This is a genomic window from Aliivibrio sp. 1S128 (assembly GCF_001691065.1).
Classification (GTDB): domain Bacteria; phylum Pseudomonadota; class Gammaproteobacteria; order Enterobacterales; family Vibrionaceae; genus Aliivibrio.
The window spans coordinates 183,277-199,520 of record NZ_MAJV01000091.1 but is presented as its reverse complement, the minus strand read 5'-3'; the positions used below and the strand labels follow the sequence as shown (position 1 = coordinate 199,520).

The following is a 16,244-nucleotide window of genomic DNA, read 5'->3' as shown; positions in this document are numbered from 1 at the left end:
CTAAATCAATCTAAATAAGCCTCATCTTTCAGACATAAATATTGTAGGAGCCATTTTTACACTCTTTTTTTCTAAAAATTGTTTCTAAGTCCATTAAAAATAGTGTAATTTGGACTTATATCGTTTTTTATATCAACAAGGTTAAACCATGCAAAATGTTGCAATGTCATCAAAACTTAGCAGTGTATGCTACGACATTCGCGGTCCTGTTCTTAAACATGCTAAAAGAATGGAAGAAGAAGGCCAGAAAATTCTTAAACTAAACATTGGGAACCCGGCCTCATTTGGTTTTGACGCCCCTGATGAAATCCTTGTTGATGTCATAAAAAACCTACCAACATCACAAGGTTATTGTGATTCAAAAGGTATTTATTCTGCACGTAAAGCGGTTGTACAACATTATCAACGTCGTGGTCTATTAGATTTAGATGTGGAAGATGTATACATCGGTAACGGCGCTTCTGAATTAATCGTAATGGCAATGCAAGCGCTATTAAATAATGGCGATGAGATGTTGGTGCCTGCACCTGATTACCCACTATGGACCGCATCTGTCGCTCTTTCTGGCGGTAAAGCTGTTCATTATATGTGTGACGAAAGCTCTGACTGGTATCCAGATTTAGACGACATTAAGAAAAAGATCACACCAAACACAAAAGGTATCGTGTTAATTAACCCGAATAACCCAACGGGTGCGGTGTACAGTCGTGACTTCTTATTACAAGTGGTCGAGATTGCGCGTCAAAATAATCTGATTATTTTTGCTGATGAGATTTACGATAAAGTACTATATGACGGTGCCGTTCATACGACATTAGCAACACTGGCGCCTGATATATTAACCGTGACATTTAACGGTTTATCTAAAGCTTACCGCGTGTGTGGCTTCCGTGGTGGTTGGATGTTCTTAAATGGACCTAAAGATCATGCTCAAGGTTATATCGCTGGTTTGGATATGCTTGCCTCTATGCGTTTGTGTGCAAACGTACCAATGCAACACGCAATTCAGACGGCACTAGGTGGCTATCAAAGCATCAATGAGCTTTTGCTTCCGGGTGGTCGTTTATTAGAGCAACGTGACAAAGCGTATGACTTAATTACTCAAATCCCAGGCGTAAGTTGTGTCAAACCAAAGGGGGCAATGTACTTATTCCCTAAACTTGATCCTAAGATGTACAAGATTAAAGATGATCAGAAGTTTGTTCTAGATTTCTTAATCAAAGAAAAAGTGCTGTTAGTTCAAGGCACTGGCTTTAACTGGCCAAAACCCGATCACTTCCGCATCGTAACACTGCCTCGTGTTGACGATTTAGAAACGGCAATTGGTCGTCTAGAGCGCTTCTTACATACTTATAAGCAGTAATTGATCTAATATCAATCTCGCGAATATAAAATGAAAAATAGAGCCTGCTTAATTTGCAGGCTTTTTTATATTCAAAAAACAGTGAACACTATGAACGCTGACGTACAAATTGATTTTGAACAATTGAATCCAAAAATATCTCACTTTTTATGCATTGAAAGTCTATTGATGTATCTAAATCACCAAACAGTGACGATCCTCCACCTAAAAGTACTGGAATCGTGGTAATAATCATCTCATCAATCAGATCTTCTTTTAAGAAATTCTGAATGGTTACACCACCATCAATATACAAATTCATAAATCCTTTTGCATGGATTTGATCTAATACTTCTTTCAATGGGCCTTTTACTAAAAAGATTTTATCTTCATAGCCATCAGGTACTGAAGTCATCGTATTGCTCAATACAAAAACAGGTTTTGAGTAAGGCCAATCGATACCAAAGCTCAATACTATATCTAACGTATTACGCCCCATCACTAACGCATCAATACTAGCTACATGTTTAGCATCACCCATGTCATTACCTTCTGGATTAGGGATCGCATGTAACCAATCTATACCCCCATTTTTATCCGCGATATATCCGTCTAGGCTTGTTGCTATAAATACGACATTTGACATATTTGAATTATCTATTCTATTTAAACTAAGCGACACACCCTTTTGGCGTCATATTAAAGTGGCGCTTAAACTCTCGGCTAAATTGTGACGTACTGGTATAACCTACAGAGTGAGCTGCATCATTCACTCTTCGTCCTTCTAACTGAATCAGCTCTTTTGCTTTATTTAACCGTACTTTTTTCAAATACTGCAATGGCGATTCTAGTGTCACTTTTCTGAATGCCGAATGAAACGCAGAAATACTCATGTTCGCTTCTTCAGCTAAATGTTGAACCGTTAAACCATCGGCATAAGATTGATGCATTTTATTCATGGCCTTCGCGACTCTCGCATATTGACCATCATGATGCGCTAAGTTAAATAATACCTGCCCTTCTGTTCCAGTCAGTACTCGATAGACAATTTCATTTAATAAAGACTCACCTAATAATTTCGTATCGAGATCACTATGTAATGCCAACATCAAGCGCTTACAACTTTCAAGCATGTCATCAGCCATTTTAACTGATGTGAGGCCAAAGCCATCTTGATTTGATTTTGTTGGCGCTTGAAAATTAGCAGCTTCAAGCTCATTAACTAGACGATGAAGTAACGTTGAATCAACATTGATCGTTAAACCAAGTAATGGACTATCATCTTCAGGAAAGGCTTCACATTCTAGTGGCATTGGCACACCGACAACCAGATAATCATCAGGCCCATAATGTACCGGCTGATTACCAATATGAATGTGTTTGTGTCCTTTACCCATGACAATAATGCCTGATTGATAAACAAATGGCTGACGTTGGTTTCCTTTGCTACTGCGATAAAACCACACGCCAGGGATCGCGGTTTCTCTGATACCCTCCAGATCATTAAAACCGTATCGATCGGCATAGCTTTGCATTAATTCACCAAGGGATTTCATCGCTGTTCCTTTATCTAATCAAGATCACATCTATCATTTTATTTTTTTAAAATACCGAAAATTGTAGAAATAGGCAATAAAAATACAGTAATCTGCCTTTCTAAAGCCACAATTGAGTACTAATATGCACTTATTGAAATAATAAATTCTGTCGCAAACAGAATATTCACCTTTTGGAACCAATGAGGTACAGCAATGAAATTCTCTTATGTTAACCCGACACAAATTCATTTTGGCCAAGGTCAAATCGCAGCAATCGCTACATCTATTCCACAAGATCAAAAAGTATTAGTCATTTATGGCGGTGGTTCTATCAAGAACAACGGTGTTTATGACCAAGTGGTTACAGCATTGGCTAACCATTCTTGGATTGAGTTTTCAGGTGTTGAGCCAAACCCAACAGTTGAAACCTTAGATAAAGCCGTAGCTATCGCTAAAGCTGAGAACGTTGATTATATTCTTGCAGTAGGTGGCGGTTCAGTTATTGATGGTTCAAAATACGTTGCTGCTGCAACAAAATACGATGGTAACGGTTGGGATATCTTAATTGGTAAGCACACGGTGACAGAAGCGGTTGCTTTAGGTGCTATTTTAACGCTACCTGCGACAGGATCTGAATCGAACTCAGGCGCGGTTATTACTCAAAAATCAACACAAACGAAACTGCCTTTCATGGCGGCAGCAGTACAACCAAAATTCGCAGTGCTTGATCCTGATTCAATGAAAACACTACCAGAGCGCCAACTAACAAATGGTTTAGTTGATGCTTGGGTTCATACCTGTGAGCAGTACCTAACTATGCCTGTTGGTGCAATGGTTCAAGATGGCTACGCTGAAACTCTACTTCGTAATCTATTAGTTCTTGGTGAGCAATACGAAAACCGTGACAACAATGAATGGCGTTCAAATCTAATGTGGACAGCGAACCAAGCACTAAACGGCTTAATTGGTACTGGTGTTCCTCATGATTGGGCGACTCATATGATTGGTCATGAGCTTACCGCTCTTTACCATGTAGACCATGCTCGTTCTTTGTCTATCATTCAACCGTCTTTACTTCGTAATCAAATCGAAGCAAAACGTGCGAAACTAGAGCAAATGGGTAAAAACGTATTTGGCTTAGACGCTTCTGATGATTTAGCAGAGCGCACTATCATTGAGATCGAAACGTTCTACCATAGCCTAAACTCACCAACAGAATTGACTGAACATGGTGACGATAAAGAATCGGCAATTGATGCGATCATCAAACAACTAGAAGCTCATGGAATGGTTGCCCTAGGTGAAAGCCAAGCGATCACTCTTGAAGTATCTCGTCAAATTCTTGAAGATGCAGTGAAGTAAACTTAACCTAATTTAAGAATACGACTAAATAAAAAAGCCGATTCAATCTAACATTAATGTTAATTGAATCGGCTTTTCTCGTTATTAATATAGAGTCACGCTATTTAATAATCGTTTTTTTCTTGCGTTCCCACTGCGTAATAAAAGCAACAGAAGCAATAATAATTGCAGCACCTAACCATAAGCGTCCCGGAGGTGCCCACCCAAATACCATCCAACCCGCTAATACATTCAATGGTAATTTAGCATGATCAAACGGTTGCACAAATGACGCATCAGCGACTGCATATGCTTTTACAATAGCCCATTGAGCTAACGCGGTCATTACACCAGCACCAAACAATAATAGCCATACGTTCATTCCTGTTGGTGTATGCCAATCAGGTAATGCGAGTAAAATATTAAAAGGAGTAATAAGAACCAGAAGATAAACCACCATGGTTGATGGTGAGTCATTTGCCGACATTTTCTTAACCATTAACGAATAACACGCCCAAAAGAAAGCAGCTCCTACTGGCAATAATGTTGCCCATGTAAACGTATCAGCCCATGGTTCGAGAATGATCATTGCACCCACAAACCCCGCTAACGTGGCACACCAACGAGCGGCACCCACCTTCTCTTTTAAGAATAAACCCGACCCTATGGTTGCAAATAAAGGAGACGTCATTAGCAATGCTATCCCCTGCCAGATTGGCACAGGATAAGCGAGAGCCCATAGCCAAAGTTGGATGCCAATTACCGACAAAAATACACGCAACGCATGCATTCCAAAATGTTGAGTTCGAAGTGAATTACGCAGCCCTAATGTGCGTAAATAAGGCAAGATGACGATCAACGCAATCCCATATTGAACTAAAGCCACCATCGTTGAAGGAAGGCCAAAATTCATACTGACGTATTGAGCAATACTGTTAACAATCGCAAAGGCAAGGCCTGCGGTTAACATCCAAGAAGCGCCTTGGACTGGTTGATGCTGAGACATAAAAAGGGTCATCATTCACATTAAAAAAGGGAAACAGATCATACGACTGTTCCCCTCATTTGCCAACTGTTAAGCCGTACCAATAGCGTCTAAATTAGAACTATTACTTCATAAACTGTCGACTTAGTAATTTCAGCATCAATTTCTTATGTTTTAATAACAATCTAGCCCTTGGCAACCACTTAGGTGTAGTAAGGATTGTTTTTGCATGAGAGAAGGTTTTAAAGCCTTCAATACCGTGGTAGCTCCCCATTCCGGAATCCCCAATACCACCAAAAGGCGCATCATCGGCAGCAACATGCATGGTCGTATCATTGATAGCCACTCCACCACTGTGAGTATTTTGGCAAATATTTTGAATCATCGCTTTATCTAACGACATAATATAAAGCGCTAAAGGACGAGGACGATTTTGAATATAACTGATGGCTTCTTCAATATGTTGGTAAGCGATAATAGGCAAGATAGGACCAAAAATTTCTTCTTGCATTATCAACATCTCATCACTCACATTGGTCACAATATGCGGTAAGAATGATCGTCCTTGAACTTTTTCTGGCTCACCAATTGACGTAATTTTTGCCCCTTTACCTTCTGCATCTTCTAGATAGCGAGCTAAACGGTCATATTGAGCTTGATTGATGATATGGCTGTATTCTCGATGTCCCTTTTTCTCGGGAAAAGCGTGTAAAAAACGGCGTGAATAAAGTGAAATAAATTTATCAACCTTATCCTTTGGAACAAACACATAATCGGGCGCGACACATATTTGCCCTGCATTCATTGATTTCCCTAGCATAATGGCATCAACCGCTGAGGTTAGGTCCGCATCTTCAGCAACAATAACTGGGGACTTCCCTCCCAACTCAAGCGTTACGGGGGTAAGATTTTTAGCTGCTGCACTGGCTACTAATTTGCCAACCTGAGTAGATCCCGTAAATAAAAGATGATTAAAAGGAAGCTGAGAAAACGCAGCTGCCACCTCACCTTCACCCTCTACAACACAAATATGCTCAGAAATTGAGGTAAATACACGGCGAAGTACTTGATTGGTCTCTGGAGTGTATTCACTTAGCTTTACCATCACACGATTACCCGCGGCAATGGCAGTGACTATCGGAGCGACACTCAAGTAAATTGGGAAATTCCACGGCACAATGACCCCAACAACCCCAAGAGGCTGATATTTAATATGTAATTTAGAGGGTGAGAGCAATAAGCCTGCATGACGTTTTTGAGGTTTAAGCCATTTAGATAAGCGTTTAATGGTGTAGTTAATGTGTTGTATTGATGGCATTAAATCACAAATCGTTGAGTCAAACTGACTGCGATAGCCATAATCTTTTTCTAAGGCTTCAACCGTGTTTTTCTTTTCTGATAATAACGACACTTTCAGTTCATTAAGTAAAGAGAGTCGCTCTTCTTTTGAAGGGTATGGCGACGCTTGATATGCCTGTTGAAGCTGTTCAAATTCATACGATAAATTAACGACACTGCTCATGCTCTATATTCCATATAACAAAGTGAACTTCATTATAGCAACCCATTTTAATGAACTAAATAATGATAATTTCACAATGTGTTCTGGCTCTATTTTTCAAATAAGTCGTTGATCTTTTTGTGACAAGCCTGTAATGATAGAGGTGTAGCAATAACTTCGAGAACAATAATAATGAATAAAACAATCGATATTACTCTATCCCAACATTGGGAAGATCGCATCAGTAATGAACAAAAGTTACGTCGTAATGATCAGCGCAGCGTTTTTCAACGAGACCGTGCTCGTATTCTCCACTCTGCTGCTTTTCGTCGCCTGCAAGCAAAAACTCAAGTTCATGGACCTGGCAGCGTAAATGACTTTTACCGCACTCGCTTAACGCACTCTTTAGAAGTATCACAAATTGGTACTGGAGTAGTAGCACAACTCAAACTAAGACAACCAGAATTCCGCAATCTATTAACCTCAACAAGCTTAATGGAGAGTATTTGTTTAGCTCATGATATCGGTCATCCTCCTTTTGGTCATGGCGGTGAAATTGCGCTTAACTATATGATGCGTAACCATGGTGGCTTTGAAGGTAACGGGCAGACTTTACGCATATTAAGTAAGTTAGAACCTTACACTGAACATTTTGGAATGAACCTAGCAAGAAGAACCTTATTGGGTGTACTAAAATACCCTGCATTTCTTGACCAAGTGCATTCTAAGCACCGTCCTGAAGATGTCACTAATCTGCGTCATCTAAAATCGATTGAATGGCACCCACCTAAAGGGATCTATCGTGATGACGAGCAAATTCTTAATTGGATTTTAGCGCCATTATCCGATCACGATAAAACACTACTATCGACACTTCGATTCCAAAAAGAAGATGACGTGAGTCATAGAAAAACACGCTTTAAATCTATTGATTGCTCTATTATGGAACTGGCTGACGATATAGCTTATGGCGTTCATGATTTAGAAGATGCGATTGTGATGGGAATTGTCACAAGAAATCAGTGGCAAGAGTCTGTCGCAAGTAAACTTGCAGAATGTGGTGACGAATGGTTTGAAGCCAACATCGAAACCATCAGTGACAAGTTATTTTCAGGCCTTCAATACAAGCGTAAAGATGGTATTGGTAGCATTGTGAATGCTCTACTTACTTCAATAACGATTAAACAAACGACTTTTGAAGAAGAACCAGCATTTGAATCGGAATTACTCCGCTGGAATGCCTATTTAAGCCCGCCAATGACGTATGCTCTAGAGGTACTTAAAAAGTTTGTCGGTAAATACGTCATTCATAACTCTGAAATGCAGCGCATTGAATACAAAGGACAACAAATTGTAATGGAAATATTTGATGCCCTAAATTCAGATCCCGAACGCTTGCTACCAGAAAATGATAAACGTGAATGGCAAGAGATAATGGCTTCTGGTGGAAACGCCCACCGAGTGATTGCAGATTATATCGCAGGCATGACCGATGGCTATGCTCAGCGTTTATATAATCAACTATTTGTTCCTATTTGATCGAATACCGAATAATGAAAGGACTACTCTGAACGGTAGTTCTTTTGATATACCCCTTCAGGCATTTGGCTAATATGAAACTCAATCATGTTATCAAATGCCGTTAATATCGAACCAAACTTATCCGTATCAATAACGTTAATTACGTCTGCATCTAATTGGCTTAAAACATGATAACCCGCTTCTGCTGTTGATAAGGCATTGTCTTTTGGTGCTTTACGAACTCGATAGTTACCAGATAATTCGGTATCAAGATGCACTTTAGGCAGCGTATGTAGATTGGTTGAAAGCTGCCACATTTTATACGCTTTTTTCCATGTACCATCTAATAAAATCACACGCTGTTTTTTTTCAATATGATTTAACGACGATGAAATTGCCTGGCTAGTTCCATCTAAGAATAGAACTTGGTGTTGATAGTTATTATCCGTTAATAATTGGTTTAGCTCCGTATGTTCGGTAAAGTTTTCACCAATAAAAGTACGGCAATTCGTTAAACTTAACGATAAAATTTTAGCCGTTCCTAATGGTCGCTTAGCTTCTGTTGGATGCTGTAGTATGATGAGTTCAACCTCTGTTGAGATTGGCTTTATCCACTCACAGATACAGGCTTTTTTTGTTTTTAGGCATTGAAGACAAAATCGAATCACAAGGAACCTTTGTTTTGTTGAAATTACTCTTTCCCATTTTAGTCGTGCTTGGTCTCGCACAACTAACTCCGGTATCAGATTTTTTTGTTTGGGATAGACGCTTAATTTTACAAGGCGAGATCTGGCGATTAATCACAGGTAATTTTACCCACACTAACCTCCCTCACTTAGTAATGAATGCTGCCGCTCTAACCGTATTTTGTTTTATCTTTAAGGATATATTAAATCCCAAAAAACTATGGGGTCTATTGTTTTTTATAAGCTTAATGACTGGGGGACTTTTATTCCTGTCCCCAATACAATCCTATGTTGGATTATCCGGTGTGTTACATGGCTTATTTGTTTGGGCTGCTATTGAAGACATAAAGCAAAAACGCAATACCGGCTGGTTATTATTAATTGGTGTGACCGCTAAGATTTGCTGGGAACAATACTTTGGAGCGAGTGCCTCAACCATTTCTCTTATCAATGCAAAAGTCGCAACAGAGGCCCATCTTATTGGAGCATTCAGTGGTGGAACACTCCAATTAGCTACACGCTTAATAACGCTTAGTAAAGTTTCTGGCGACCCAAAATAGAGTGAGATAGCGTTGTGCCATCGACTAACTCTAACTCTCCTCCCATCGGTACACCGTGAGCAATTCGACTTGCAGATACGGTATGTTCTTGACATATTTCAGCAATATAGTGTGCGGTTGCTTCACCTTCGACGGTTGGGTTTGTAGCAAGAATCACTTCTTTAATGTCCCCACGCCCTAAACGATAGTCAAGTAAGTCCAATCCGATGTCACTTGGGCCAATGCCATCTAATGGAGATAAGTGCCCCATTAATACAAAATAACGTCCCGAAAATTGTCCCGTTGCTTCAACCGCAACGATGTCTGCAGGGCTTTCAACGATACACAATTCACCGTTCATTTGACGTTTAGGGTTAAGACAAATTGCACACGTCTCTTCCTCTGTAAATGTTCGACATTCAGAGCAATGGCCTATTTCAGACATCGCGCGCGAAAGCGAATCAGCTAATCGCATTCCACCCTGACGGTTACGCTGTAAAAGGTGAAATGCCATGCGTTGAGCTGACTTTGGACCAACACCAGGAAGGCATCGTAACGATTCCATTAATTGTTCTAATAAACCACTTGTACGCATAGTTTTTTTATATTCCAGAAAAGAAAAAGGCAGCCACTTAGCCGCCTAATTTTACCAAGATGAATACGAATAATCTGTCTTGATTTTTATCATTTAAGATAAATTAGAATGGCATTTTAAAGCCAGGTGGCATTTGCATTCCGCCTGTTACACCAGCCATTTTTTCTTTTTGTGTTTCTTCAATACGACGAGATGCATCATTGAACGCAGCTGCGATCAAATCTTCTAGCATTTCTTTTTCGTCTTCTTCCATTAAGCTTGGATCAATCTCAACACGGCGAACACTGTGAGAGCCAGTGATGGTCACTTTAACAAGACCAGCACCTGATTCACCTGTAACTTCCGTATTTGCGATTTCTTCTTGTACTTTTTGCATGCGATCTTGCATTTGCTGGGCTTGCTTCATTAAGTTGCCCATGCCGCCTTTTCCACCGAACATAATTATTCTCTCTTAAGTTTACTTCTTTAATATTAAGAAAATGGGGGTAAAAAATACCAATTTCAACCCACATTGAATATTTTACTTGAGATATAAACAAACCATTGTTTTATATTGGTCTAACACTTTCTTGGTCTATTTCTGCACCAAATCTCTGCATAAAGAAATTTACGTGCGGATCTTGCTGCAAACTCTGATATGCAGCCTGCAACTTCGCTTGATACATTTGCTCACGTAACTCTAAAGGACTTACGCCTTCAGAACTAATATCGATAGATACTGTTACATTTTTATTTAGCGCTTTACTTAATTCTTGAGTGATAAGCTCGTTGGCTTTATCTCTGTCTAAGTGAGCTTGCTCTGCTCTCAAATGCAATGATACTTGGTCATCCTGCTCGACAAAAGCAGAATTCAGTAACAATTGTTGAACCAGTTTTGGTAACGTTAAAGACATGACTAAACCTGACCACGGATCTTGTAACGATGATTCATTGACTAATTGTTGCATCATCTCTGGTGATTTTTCATGCTCTAACGCTTGCTTAAGCTTAGTTGGTGTAATATCACTAACCACTCTTTTGGCTTCTGGTTGAGTCGATTTCCAACGATATGGTTCTTCTGGTTTTTTCTCTTGTGTTGCTGAGTTTCCAATTTGCGACACCTGAGCACGAGGAGCTAAATGTTGCTTTTCAGCAATACGTTCAAGCACTGAACTCGTTTTTTTCTTATCGGATGCCGCACTAGCCTTTTTTGGGCTAGTACCATTCGTTGTATTTGTTAAATTGTTTTTGGCACTACGTAACTGATTACGAACGCCAAGCAAACTATTTGTTGGTGCCGCTACTGGCTCTTGTGGCTGTGGAGGCACAGAATACGGTTGCTGTTGCATAGATTGCTGTGCCTCACCCATTGGTGGTGCATCATATCTTGGTGGTTGTTCTGGTTGCACTGGCGGTACATTTTGTGCCGGAACATAATTTTGTTGCTGAGCCTGTGGAGCCGGAGTCACGCTTGAACGAGCCATTGGCTCTTGAGTTCTTTCTGTTGCTTGAACCGTTGGGGCCATTTGTGATGGCCTAGCTTGCACTGGCGCAGCCTGTACGGCCGTTTGTGGTTCTAATGCAGGAACAACTATAGATTGTGTCTCTAATACCTGAGCGTGCACAGGACGAAAAGCGACCATTCTTAATAGCATCATTTCAACACCCGTTTTTTCACTTGGCGCTAATGGCAAGTCTTTACGGCTTTGTAATGCAATTTGATAAAACAATTGAACTTCTTGAGGCGATAATTGGCTACTCAATAGCTCTATACGTTCAGCATCTGGTTGAGATTTGTCTAACGTTGCAGGCAATGCTTGATACATCGCTAATTTATGTAATTGATTCGCTATTTCTTTGGCTAAACCATCCCACGCAATACCCATGTCAGCAAGATCATTTACACAGCTCATTAATGTCTGCATATTTTTCGTGCTAATGGCTTCTAAGATCCGAACGGCTTGATCAGTATCTAAGGTGCCCAACATCGCAGAAACGATATCTGTCGTCACTGAGCCATTACCAAGTGCTATTGCTTGGTCTGTTAAACTCAATGCATCACGCATACTGCCATCAGCAGCATGAGCGATAAGCCCTAATGCTCTCGCATCTTTAGTCACTTCTTCTTGGTCTAAAACAAAATCAAGCTGTTCGTGAATTTGGTCAACATTGATGTGCTTTAGATGAAACTGTAAACAACGAGATAAAATCGTCACAGGTAATTTCTGTGGATCGGTCGTTGCTAATAAAAATTTGACGTATTCTGGCGGCTCTTCCAGTGTTTTTAATAATGCATTGAAACTGTGACGCGACAGCATATGAACTTCATCGATCAGATAAACCTTAAAGCGGCCACGCGCAGGCTTATATTGAACGTTATCCAGTAGCTCACGAGTATCTTCTACTTTGGTTCTAGAAGCAGCATCGATTTCAAGTAAATCAACAAAACGCCCTTCGTCAATTTCTTTACAAGTAGAACACACACCACAAGGTGTTGAGGTGATCCCTTCTTCGCAGTTTAAGCCTTTAGCAAACAAACGTGCGATGGTAGTTTTACCTACGCCACGAGTTCCACTAAATAGATAAGCGTGATGAAGTCGATTATGGTCAAGCGCGTTTTCCAACGCAGTAAGCACATGAGGTTGCCCTACAACATCTTTAAAATGATGCGGACGCCACTTACGTGCCAGAACTTGATAGCTCATAGAATACAGCCCAAAATAAAATAGATCTAAATCGTAGCACAGCAAAAAAATGAGATCTCCCTTGATAGAGAGATCTCACTCAATTTATTGTGTATATGAAGAATTAGTGACCAGCAAACTCACAGATGCTGTATACGTTTAGCCCTAGGCCCTCTAAACGTGTTTGACCACCAATTTCTGGTAGGTTGATAACAAAAGCCGCTTGCTCTACTTCACCACCAAGTTGACGGATAAGTTTTACTGTCGCTTCTATAGTGCCACCAGTCGCCAACAGGTCATCAACAACAAGAACTTTATCGCCAGCAACAATCGCATCAGTATGAATTTCTAACGTATCTGTACCGTATTCAAGGTCATACGTTTGAGCTATCGTTGGACGAGGTAATTTACCAGGCTTGCGAACTGGAATAAAACCAACACCTAATTCTAATGCCAACGGCGCACCAAATAAGAAACCACGAGCTTCTGTACCAACGATTTTAGTGAATCCACCTTGTTTGTATTTTTCAACAAGTAGTTGAATAGTCGCTTGGTATGCTTTTGGGTCTTCCATTAAGCTAGTTACATCACGAAAAACGATGCCTGCTTTTGGATAATCAGGGATTGATTTAATGCTGTTTTTAATCAGTTCTACTGTTTCTGTCGACATGGTTATGACCTACTTTGCCTAAATTTGGCATTAAAATAAATTAGCCGACTTATGTTATTCACTTTCTTGGCTATGAGCAAGCTATACCAACTGATATGAGCTGTTGATCAAACCAAAACTAAGGAATAATTACGACGTAGGAATAGTAGAAAACCAATAAAGAAGTGCAAGAGAAAATAAAAAAAGCATTACTTTTATCCATAAAAGAGGCGCAAGGATTATTGAGAATGCAAAACTCAAAATTATCATGATATACGCTTTCTTTTTTATCGATGTTTTTATTGTTTTACGTTCCTGCCATTCAACAATTGAAGGGCCTAATTTAGGGTGAGTAATAAGCCAAGTATGAATACGCGGAGAGACTCGCATAAAGCACACACTCGCTAGCAGTAAAAAAGGTGTTGTTGGTAGTAAAGGCAAAAATATCCCAACAAAACCAAGAATAAGCGCAGTGGCCCCAAGAACAAACCAAAGCACTCTGCGAGTAAAATGCAAATTAACATCTCTATGTAGATAAGGGGCTTTATTATGATCCTTTCTTAGTCAAAGAATCAATCTAGAATGCATTCAGTTCTAATTTAAAACTGCTACAGCCTAAGTTATTTAGTGACAAACTATTATGATCAGAGATAGGAAAGCGATGTACTTGGTTTTTAGCTGCATTCACTGTTAACTGACCATCAGCATGAAGAACATGACGCTCATTTTTATTTTCCCATACTGCATTAAGGCCAGCAGAGAGTATAAATAGAGCTTGCTCTGAAAAATCAATATAACCAAAAATCGCCGACATCGGCTGAGAATGGTCCATCGTTTCCATCCCCTTTTCTATTGATGTAACCATCTTGGGAATAGTATCTAAAGAGATATTTTGTTCTCTAATAAAGTCATTAAAAAATGCTCTAATTAATAAACAAGAAATAACTCCATTATCTCCACCTGAATCAGAATCAACAAGATAGAAAAATAAACGACCATCCAATAACCATTCATAATCAAAAACTAAAGGCATTCCATCTGTTGATTGCAAAAGTCGATAACCCAATTTCCAATGACCATGCTGAGCATCACTTTCTGGTAAAAGTTCGAACAATAACTCCCTACCAATATTTGGTTCATTCTGTAAGTGCTCTAGATGCCAATGTAATTCATCATTACAACTTTTATCTAAATCAGACGTTCTAAACCACTGACTTGAAAAGTCTTGCATTCTAAGGGTGCTTTCTTCGCTCAACTTAAGAGCGGATATTAATGATTTAATAAGAATGGAAATATCATTAATGGGCTTAACTAGAAAATCTTTCGCTCCCAATCGTAAAACTTTAGCGACATCTCGCATATCCCCACTACCCGATATGACGATAATAGGTAACATTGGGTATTCCAACACAGCCTCTTCAACAAACTCGATACCATTCAATATTGGCATAGACAGATCGCACAGCAACACATCTGGCAATGAATGCTTCAGTATTTGTAAGCCCTCTAAACCATTACCCGCTTCTTTCACGTTACAAGAGTAAGTCTCTAAAACTGCTTTAATCATAGAGCGAAAAATGGGGTCATCATCAACAATTAGGATGTCTTTATTAAATAATAGGTCTTCCACTGGCGCTTTAATTACATCCCTTTTTTTTTGACATTGCTCTACCGACATACGACCACCTTCTGCACGTTTTTTAGCAAATAATGAAATTTCCTTTCATATTTTAATTATCTCACTAAATTAATTTAGTTCGATATTTCGCTGAGTACAAATATTTTTAGATAAGATTGTTAATAACTGTTACGTTAGAGGAAAATCCGGACTTTTATTTATAAAATTTCACTTTAGTTGACTTATAACAACACCTACTTTAGGGTTTTAGTTACAATTCGGCGTTCGAAAAAAACAGAGAGTATCTTAATATAATGAAGTTAGATGATTTAAATCTGTTTCGACAGGTGGTTGATAATGGCAGCTATACTGCCGCCTCAAGAAAAACACTTATACCTGTTGCGACAATTACTCGTCGTATTCAAGCCTTAGAAGATTCCTTAGATATTCGTTTACTCAATCGCCACGCTCGAAAGTTATCCTTAACTGAAGCTGGGCAAAAGTTTTATGATGAATGCGCCCCTATTTTAGCTACTTTAGTAAATACGAGCGAATGTTTAGGTGAAGAGTGCCGTGGTGCTGCTGGTAAGTTAAAAATATCCGCACCATCTAATCTAACCAAACGCATGATCCAGCCTATTTTGAATAAGTTCATGTTGCTCTACCCTAATATTAGCATCAATTTAATGATGAGCAATCAACCTGAACAATTAGATCCTACCGATTGGGATATTATTTTCAGAGTTGGAAAGCAACGAGACTCCTCTCTTATTGCTCGTCAGATTGGATCCTTAGAAGATATATTAGTCGCCAGCCCTAGCTATCTAGAAAAAAACTCAGAGCCAACACACGCACAAGAGTTACACACTCACAGCTTATTAAAAGGACACCCTTTGATGCGCTGGCGTTTAACTAATAGTGAAGGCGAATCGGTTACAATTACAGATGCTGGTCGATTTGAAGCCAGTGAATTGAATGTAATCCGAATGGCTTGCTCTGATGGTTTGGGAATAACTCTCATGCCGGATATTATGATTAGCCGATATATTGAAGATGGTTCATTGGTTCGTGTTCTTAAAAACTGGTCTGCAAACCCTAGAGACATTTATATGGTTTACAACTATAAGAATCATCAGCCTGAGAAAGTACGCCTTTTTATTGATTTTGTAAGTAATTACATTTCTGATTAATACATTTTTTGATGACACAGTAAAACAAAAAAAGCCTGTGATTTCTCACAGGCTTTTTCATTATTATTCGCTGATA

16 protein-coding genes are annotated in these 16,244 nt (G+C 39.4%); 5 read left to right on the top strand and 11 right to left on the bottom strand.

Annotated elements, in window-relative coordinates; translation table 11 throughout:
* Positions 1-148 precede the first annotated feature (148 nt).
* On the top strand, positions 149-1,363 hold the full coding sequence (locus tag A6E03_RS11130) for a pyridoxal phosphate-dependent aminotransferase (RefSeq protein ID WP_065593643.1): 1,215 nt from the start codon (positions 149-151) through the stop codon (positions 1,361-1,363).
* Between the two features lie 88 nt (positions 1,364-1,451).
* Here the strand turns inward: A6E03_RS11130 and A6E03_RS11125 are convergent, their stop codons facing one another.
* Both A6E03_RS11125 and A6E03_RS11120 read right to left on the bottom strand, forming a co-directional pair.
* A complete protein-coding gene (locus A6E03_RS11125) occupies positions 1,452-1,988 on the bottom strand; it encodes a dihydrofolate reductase family protein (protein WP_065600868.1) in 537 nt (178 codons plus the stop codon).
* 25 nt (positions 1,989-2,013) lie between these two features.
* Positions 2,014-2,898, bottom strand: a complete 885-nt coding sequence (locus A6E03_RS11120; RefSeq protein ID WP_065593645.1) for an AraC family transcriptional regulator — start codon at positions 2,896-2,898, stop codon at positions 2,014-2,016.
* A 195-nt stretch (positions 2,899-3,093) separates the two neighbouring features.
* Here A6E03_RS11120 and A6E03_RS11115 point away from each other — a divergent pair, with 195 nt between their 5' ends.
* The gene (locus A6E03_RS11115; RefSeq protein WP_065600867.1) at positions 3,094-4,242 is read left to right on the top strand and encodes an iron-containing alcohol dehydrogenase; all 1,149 of its coding nucleotides are present in this window, start codon (positions 3,094-3,096) and stop codon (positions 4,240-4,242) included.
* A gap of 100 nt (positions 4,243-4,342) precedes the next feature.
* On the opposite strand, the gene A6E03_RS11110 is transcribed toward A6E03_RS11115, so the two are convergent.
* Both A6E03_RS11110 and A6E03_RS11105 read right to left on the bottom strand, forming a co-directional pair.
* A complete protein-coding gene (locus tag A6E03_RS11110) occupies positions 4,343-5,227 on the bottom strand; it encodes a DMT family transporter (protein ID WP_065600866.1) in 885 nt (294 codons plus the stop codon).
* 103 nt (positions 5,228-5,330) lie between these two features.
* Positions 5,331-6,728, bottom strand: a complete 1,398-nt coding sequence (locus tag A6E03_RS11105) for a coniferyl aldehyde dehydrogenase (RefSeq protein ID WP_065600865.1) — start codon at positions 6,726-6,728, stop codon at positions 5,331-5,333.
* A gap of 171 nt (positions 6,729-6,899) precedes the next feature.
* Here A6E03_RS11105 and A6E03_RS11100 point away from each other — a divergent pair, with 171 nt between their 5' ends.
* Positions 6,900-8,246, top strand: coding sequence for an anti-phage deoxyguanosine triphosphatase (locus A6E03_RS11100; RefSeq protein ID WP_065600864.1), 1,347 nt, complete (start codon positions 6,900-6,902; stop codon positions 8,244-8,246).
* Between the two features lie 23 nt (positions 8,247-8,269).
* On the opposite strand, the gene A6E03_RS11095 is transcribed toward A6E03_RS11100, so the two are convergent.
* Positions 8,270-8,896, bottom strand: coding sequence for a tRNA-uridine aminocarboxypropyltransferase (locus tag A6E03_RS11095; protein ID WP_065600863.1), 627 nt, complete (start codon positions 8,894-8,896; stop codon positions 8,270-8,272).
* 14 nt (positions 8,897-8,910) lie between these two features.
* On the opposite strand from A6E03_RS11095, the gene rrtA reads away from it, so the two are divergent.
* Positions 8,911-9,474 carry a rhombosortase gene (gene rrtA / locus A6E03_RS11090; protein WP_065600862.1) on the top strand — a complete coding sequence of 188 codons (564 nt, stop codon included), beginning with the start codon at positions 8,911-8,913 and terminating at the stop codon, positions 9,472-9,474.
* On the opposite strand, the gene recR is transcribed toward rrtA, so the two are convergent.
* The 6 genes from recR to A6E03_RS11060 all read right to left on the bottom strand — a co-directional run bounded on the left by recR (position 9,446) and on the right by A6E03_RS11060 (position 15,038).
* Positions 9,446-10,048, bottom strand: a complete 603-nt coding sequence (gene recR / locus A6E03_RS11085; protein ID WP_065593651.1) for a recombination mediator RecR — start codon at positions 10,046-10,048, stop codon at positions 9,446-9,448. The two genes, rrtA and recR, sit on opposite strands and share 29 nt — an antisense overlap.
* 103 nt (positions 10,049-10,151) lie before the next feature.
* Positions 10,152-10,487, bottom strand: coding sequence for a YbaB/EbfC family nucleoid-associated protein (locus A6E03_RS11080; RefSeq protein ID WP_060991399.1), 336 nt, complete (start codon positions 10,485-10,487; stop codon positions 10,152-10,154).
* 109 nt (positions 10,488-10,596) lie between these two features.
* Complete coding sequence (dnaX, locus tag A6E03_RS11075) at positions 10,597-12,732, bottom strand: DNA polymerase III subunit gamma/tau (RefSeq protein ID WP_065600861.1); 2,136 nt, start codon at positions 12,730-12,732, stop codon at positions 10,597-10,599.
* 103 nt (positions 12,733-12,835) lie between these two features.
* Positions 12,836-13,381 carry an adenine phosphoribosyltransferase gene (gene apt / locus A6E03_RS11070; RefSeq protein WP_065593653.1) on the bottom strand — a complete coding sequence of 182 codons (546 nt, stop codon included), beginning with the start codon at positions 13,379-13,381 and terminating at the stop codon, positions 12,836-12,838.
* A gap of 129 nt (positions 13,382-13,510) precedes the next feature.
* Complete coding sequence (locus tag A6E03_RS11065; protein ID WP_065593654.1) at positions 13,511-13,876, bottom strand: YbaN family protein; 366 nt, start codon at positions 13,874-13,876, stop codon at positions 13,511-13,513.
* A gap of 61 nt (positions 13,877-13,937) precedes the next feature.
* Entirely contained in the window at positions 13,938-15,038 is a 1,101-nt protein-coding gene (locus A6E03_RS11060; RefSeq protein WP_065593655.1) for a response regulator, read from the bottom strand.
* 254 nt (positions 15,039-15,292) lie between these two features.
* Between A6E03_RS11060 and A6E03_RS11055 the strand changes: the two genes are divergently transcribed.
* Positions 15,293-16,168: a LysR family transcriptional regulator gene (locus A6E03_RS11055; RefSeq protein ID WP_065593656.1), complete on the top strand. Its 876-nt coding sequence runs from the start codon at positions 15,293-15,295 to the stop codon at positions 16,166-16,168.
* The last annotated feature ends 76 nt before the right edge of the window (positions 16,169-16,244 follow it).

Bases quoted from the DNA above. Each gene is read 5' to 3' on its own strand.
- A6E03_RS11080 (WP_060991399.1), bottom strand. From the start codon at position 10,487: ATGTTCGGTGGAAAAGGCGGCATGGGCAACTTAATGAAGCAAGCCCAG.
- A6E03_RS11110 (WP_065600866.1), bottom strand. From the start codon at position 5,227: ATGTCTCAGCATCAACCAGTCCAAGGCGCTTCTTGGATGTTAACCGCA.
- A6E03_RS11100 (WP_065600864.1), top strand. From the start codon at position 6,900: ATGAATAAAACAATCGATATTACTCTATCCCAACATTGGGAAGATCGC.
- A6E03_RS11125 (WP_065600868.1), bottom strand. From the start codon at position 1,988: ATGTCAAATGTCGTATTTATAGCAACAAGCCTAGACGGATATATCGCG.
- A6E03_RS11115 (WP_065600867.1), top strand. From the start codon at position 3,094: ATGAAATTCTCTTATGTTAACCCGACACAAATTCATTTTGGCCAAGGT.
- A6E03_RS11130 (WP_065593643.1), top strand. From the start codon at position 149: ATGCAAAATGTTGCAATGTCATCAAAACTTAGCAGTGTATGCTACGAC.
- A6E03_RS11055 (WP_065593656.1), top strand. From the start codon at position 15,293: ATGAAGTTAGATGATTTAAATCTGTTTCGACAGGTGGTTGATAATGGC.
- A6E03_RS11060 (WP_065593655.1), bottom strand. From the start codon at position 15,038: ATGTCGGTAGAGCAATGTCAAAAAAAAAGGGATGTAATTAAAGCGCCA.
- dnaX (WP_065600861.1), bottom strand. From the start codon at position 12,732: ATGAGCTATCAAGTTCTGGCACGTAAGTGGCGTCCGCATCATTTTAAA.
- A6E03_RS11105 (WP_065600865.1), bottom strand. From the start codon at position 6,728: ATGAGCAGTGTCGTTAATTTATCGTATGAATTTGAACAGCTTCAACAG.
- A6E03_RS11120 (WP_065593645.1), bottom strand. From the start codon at position 2,898: ATGAAATCCCTTGGTGAATTAATGCAAAGCTATGCCGATCGATACGGT.
- apt (WP_065593653.1), bottom strand. From the start codon at position 13,381: ATGTCGACAGAAACAGTAGAACTGATTAAAAACAGCATTAAATCAATC.
- recR (WP_065593651.1), bottom strand. From the start codon at position 10,048: ATGCGTACAAGTGGTTTATTAGAACAATTAATGGAATCGTTACGATGC.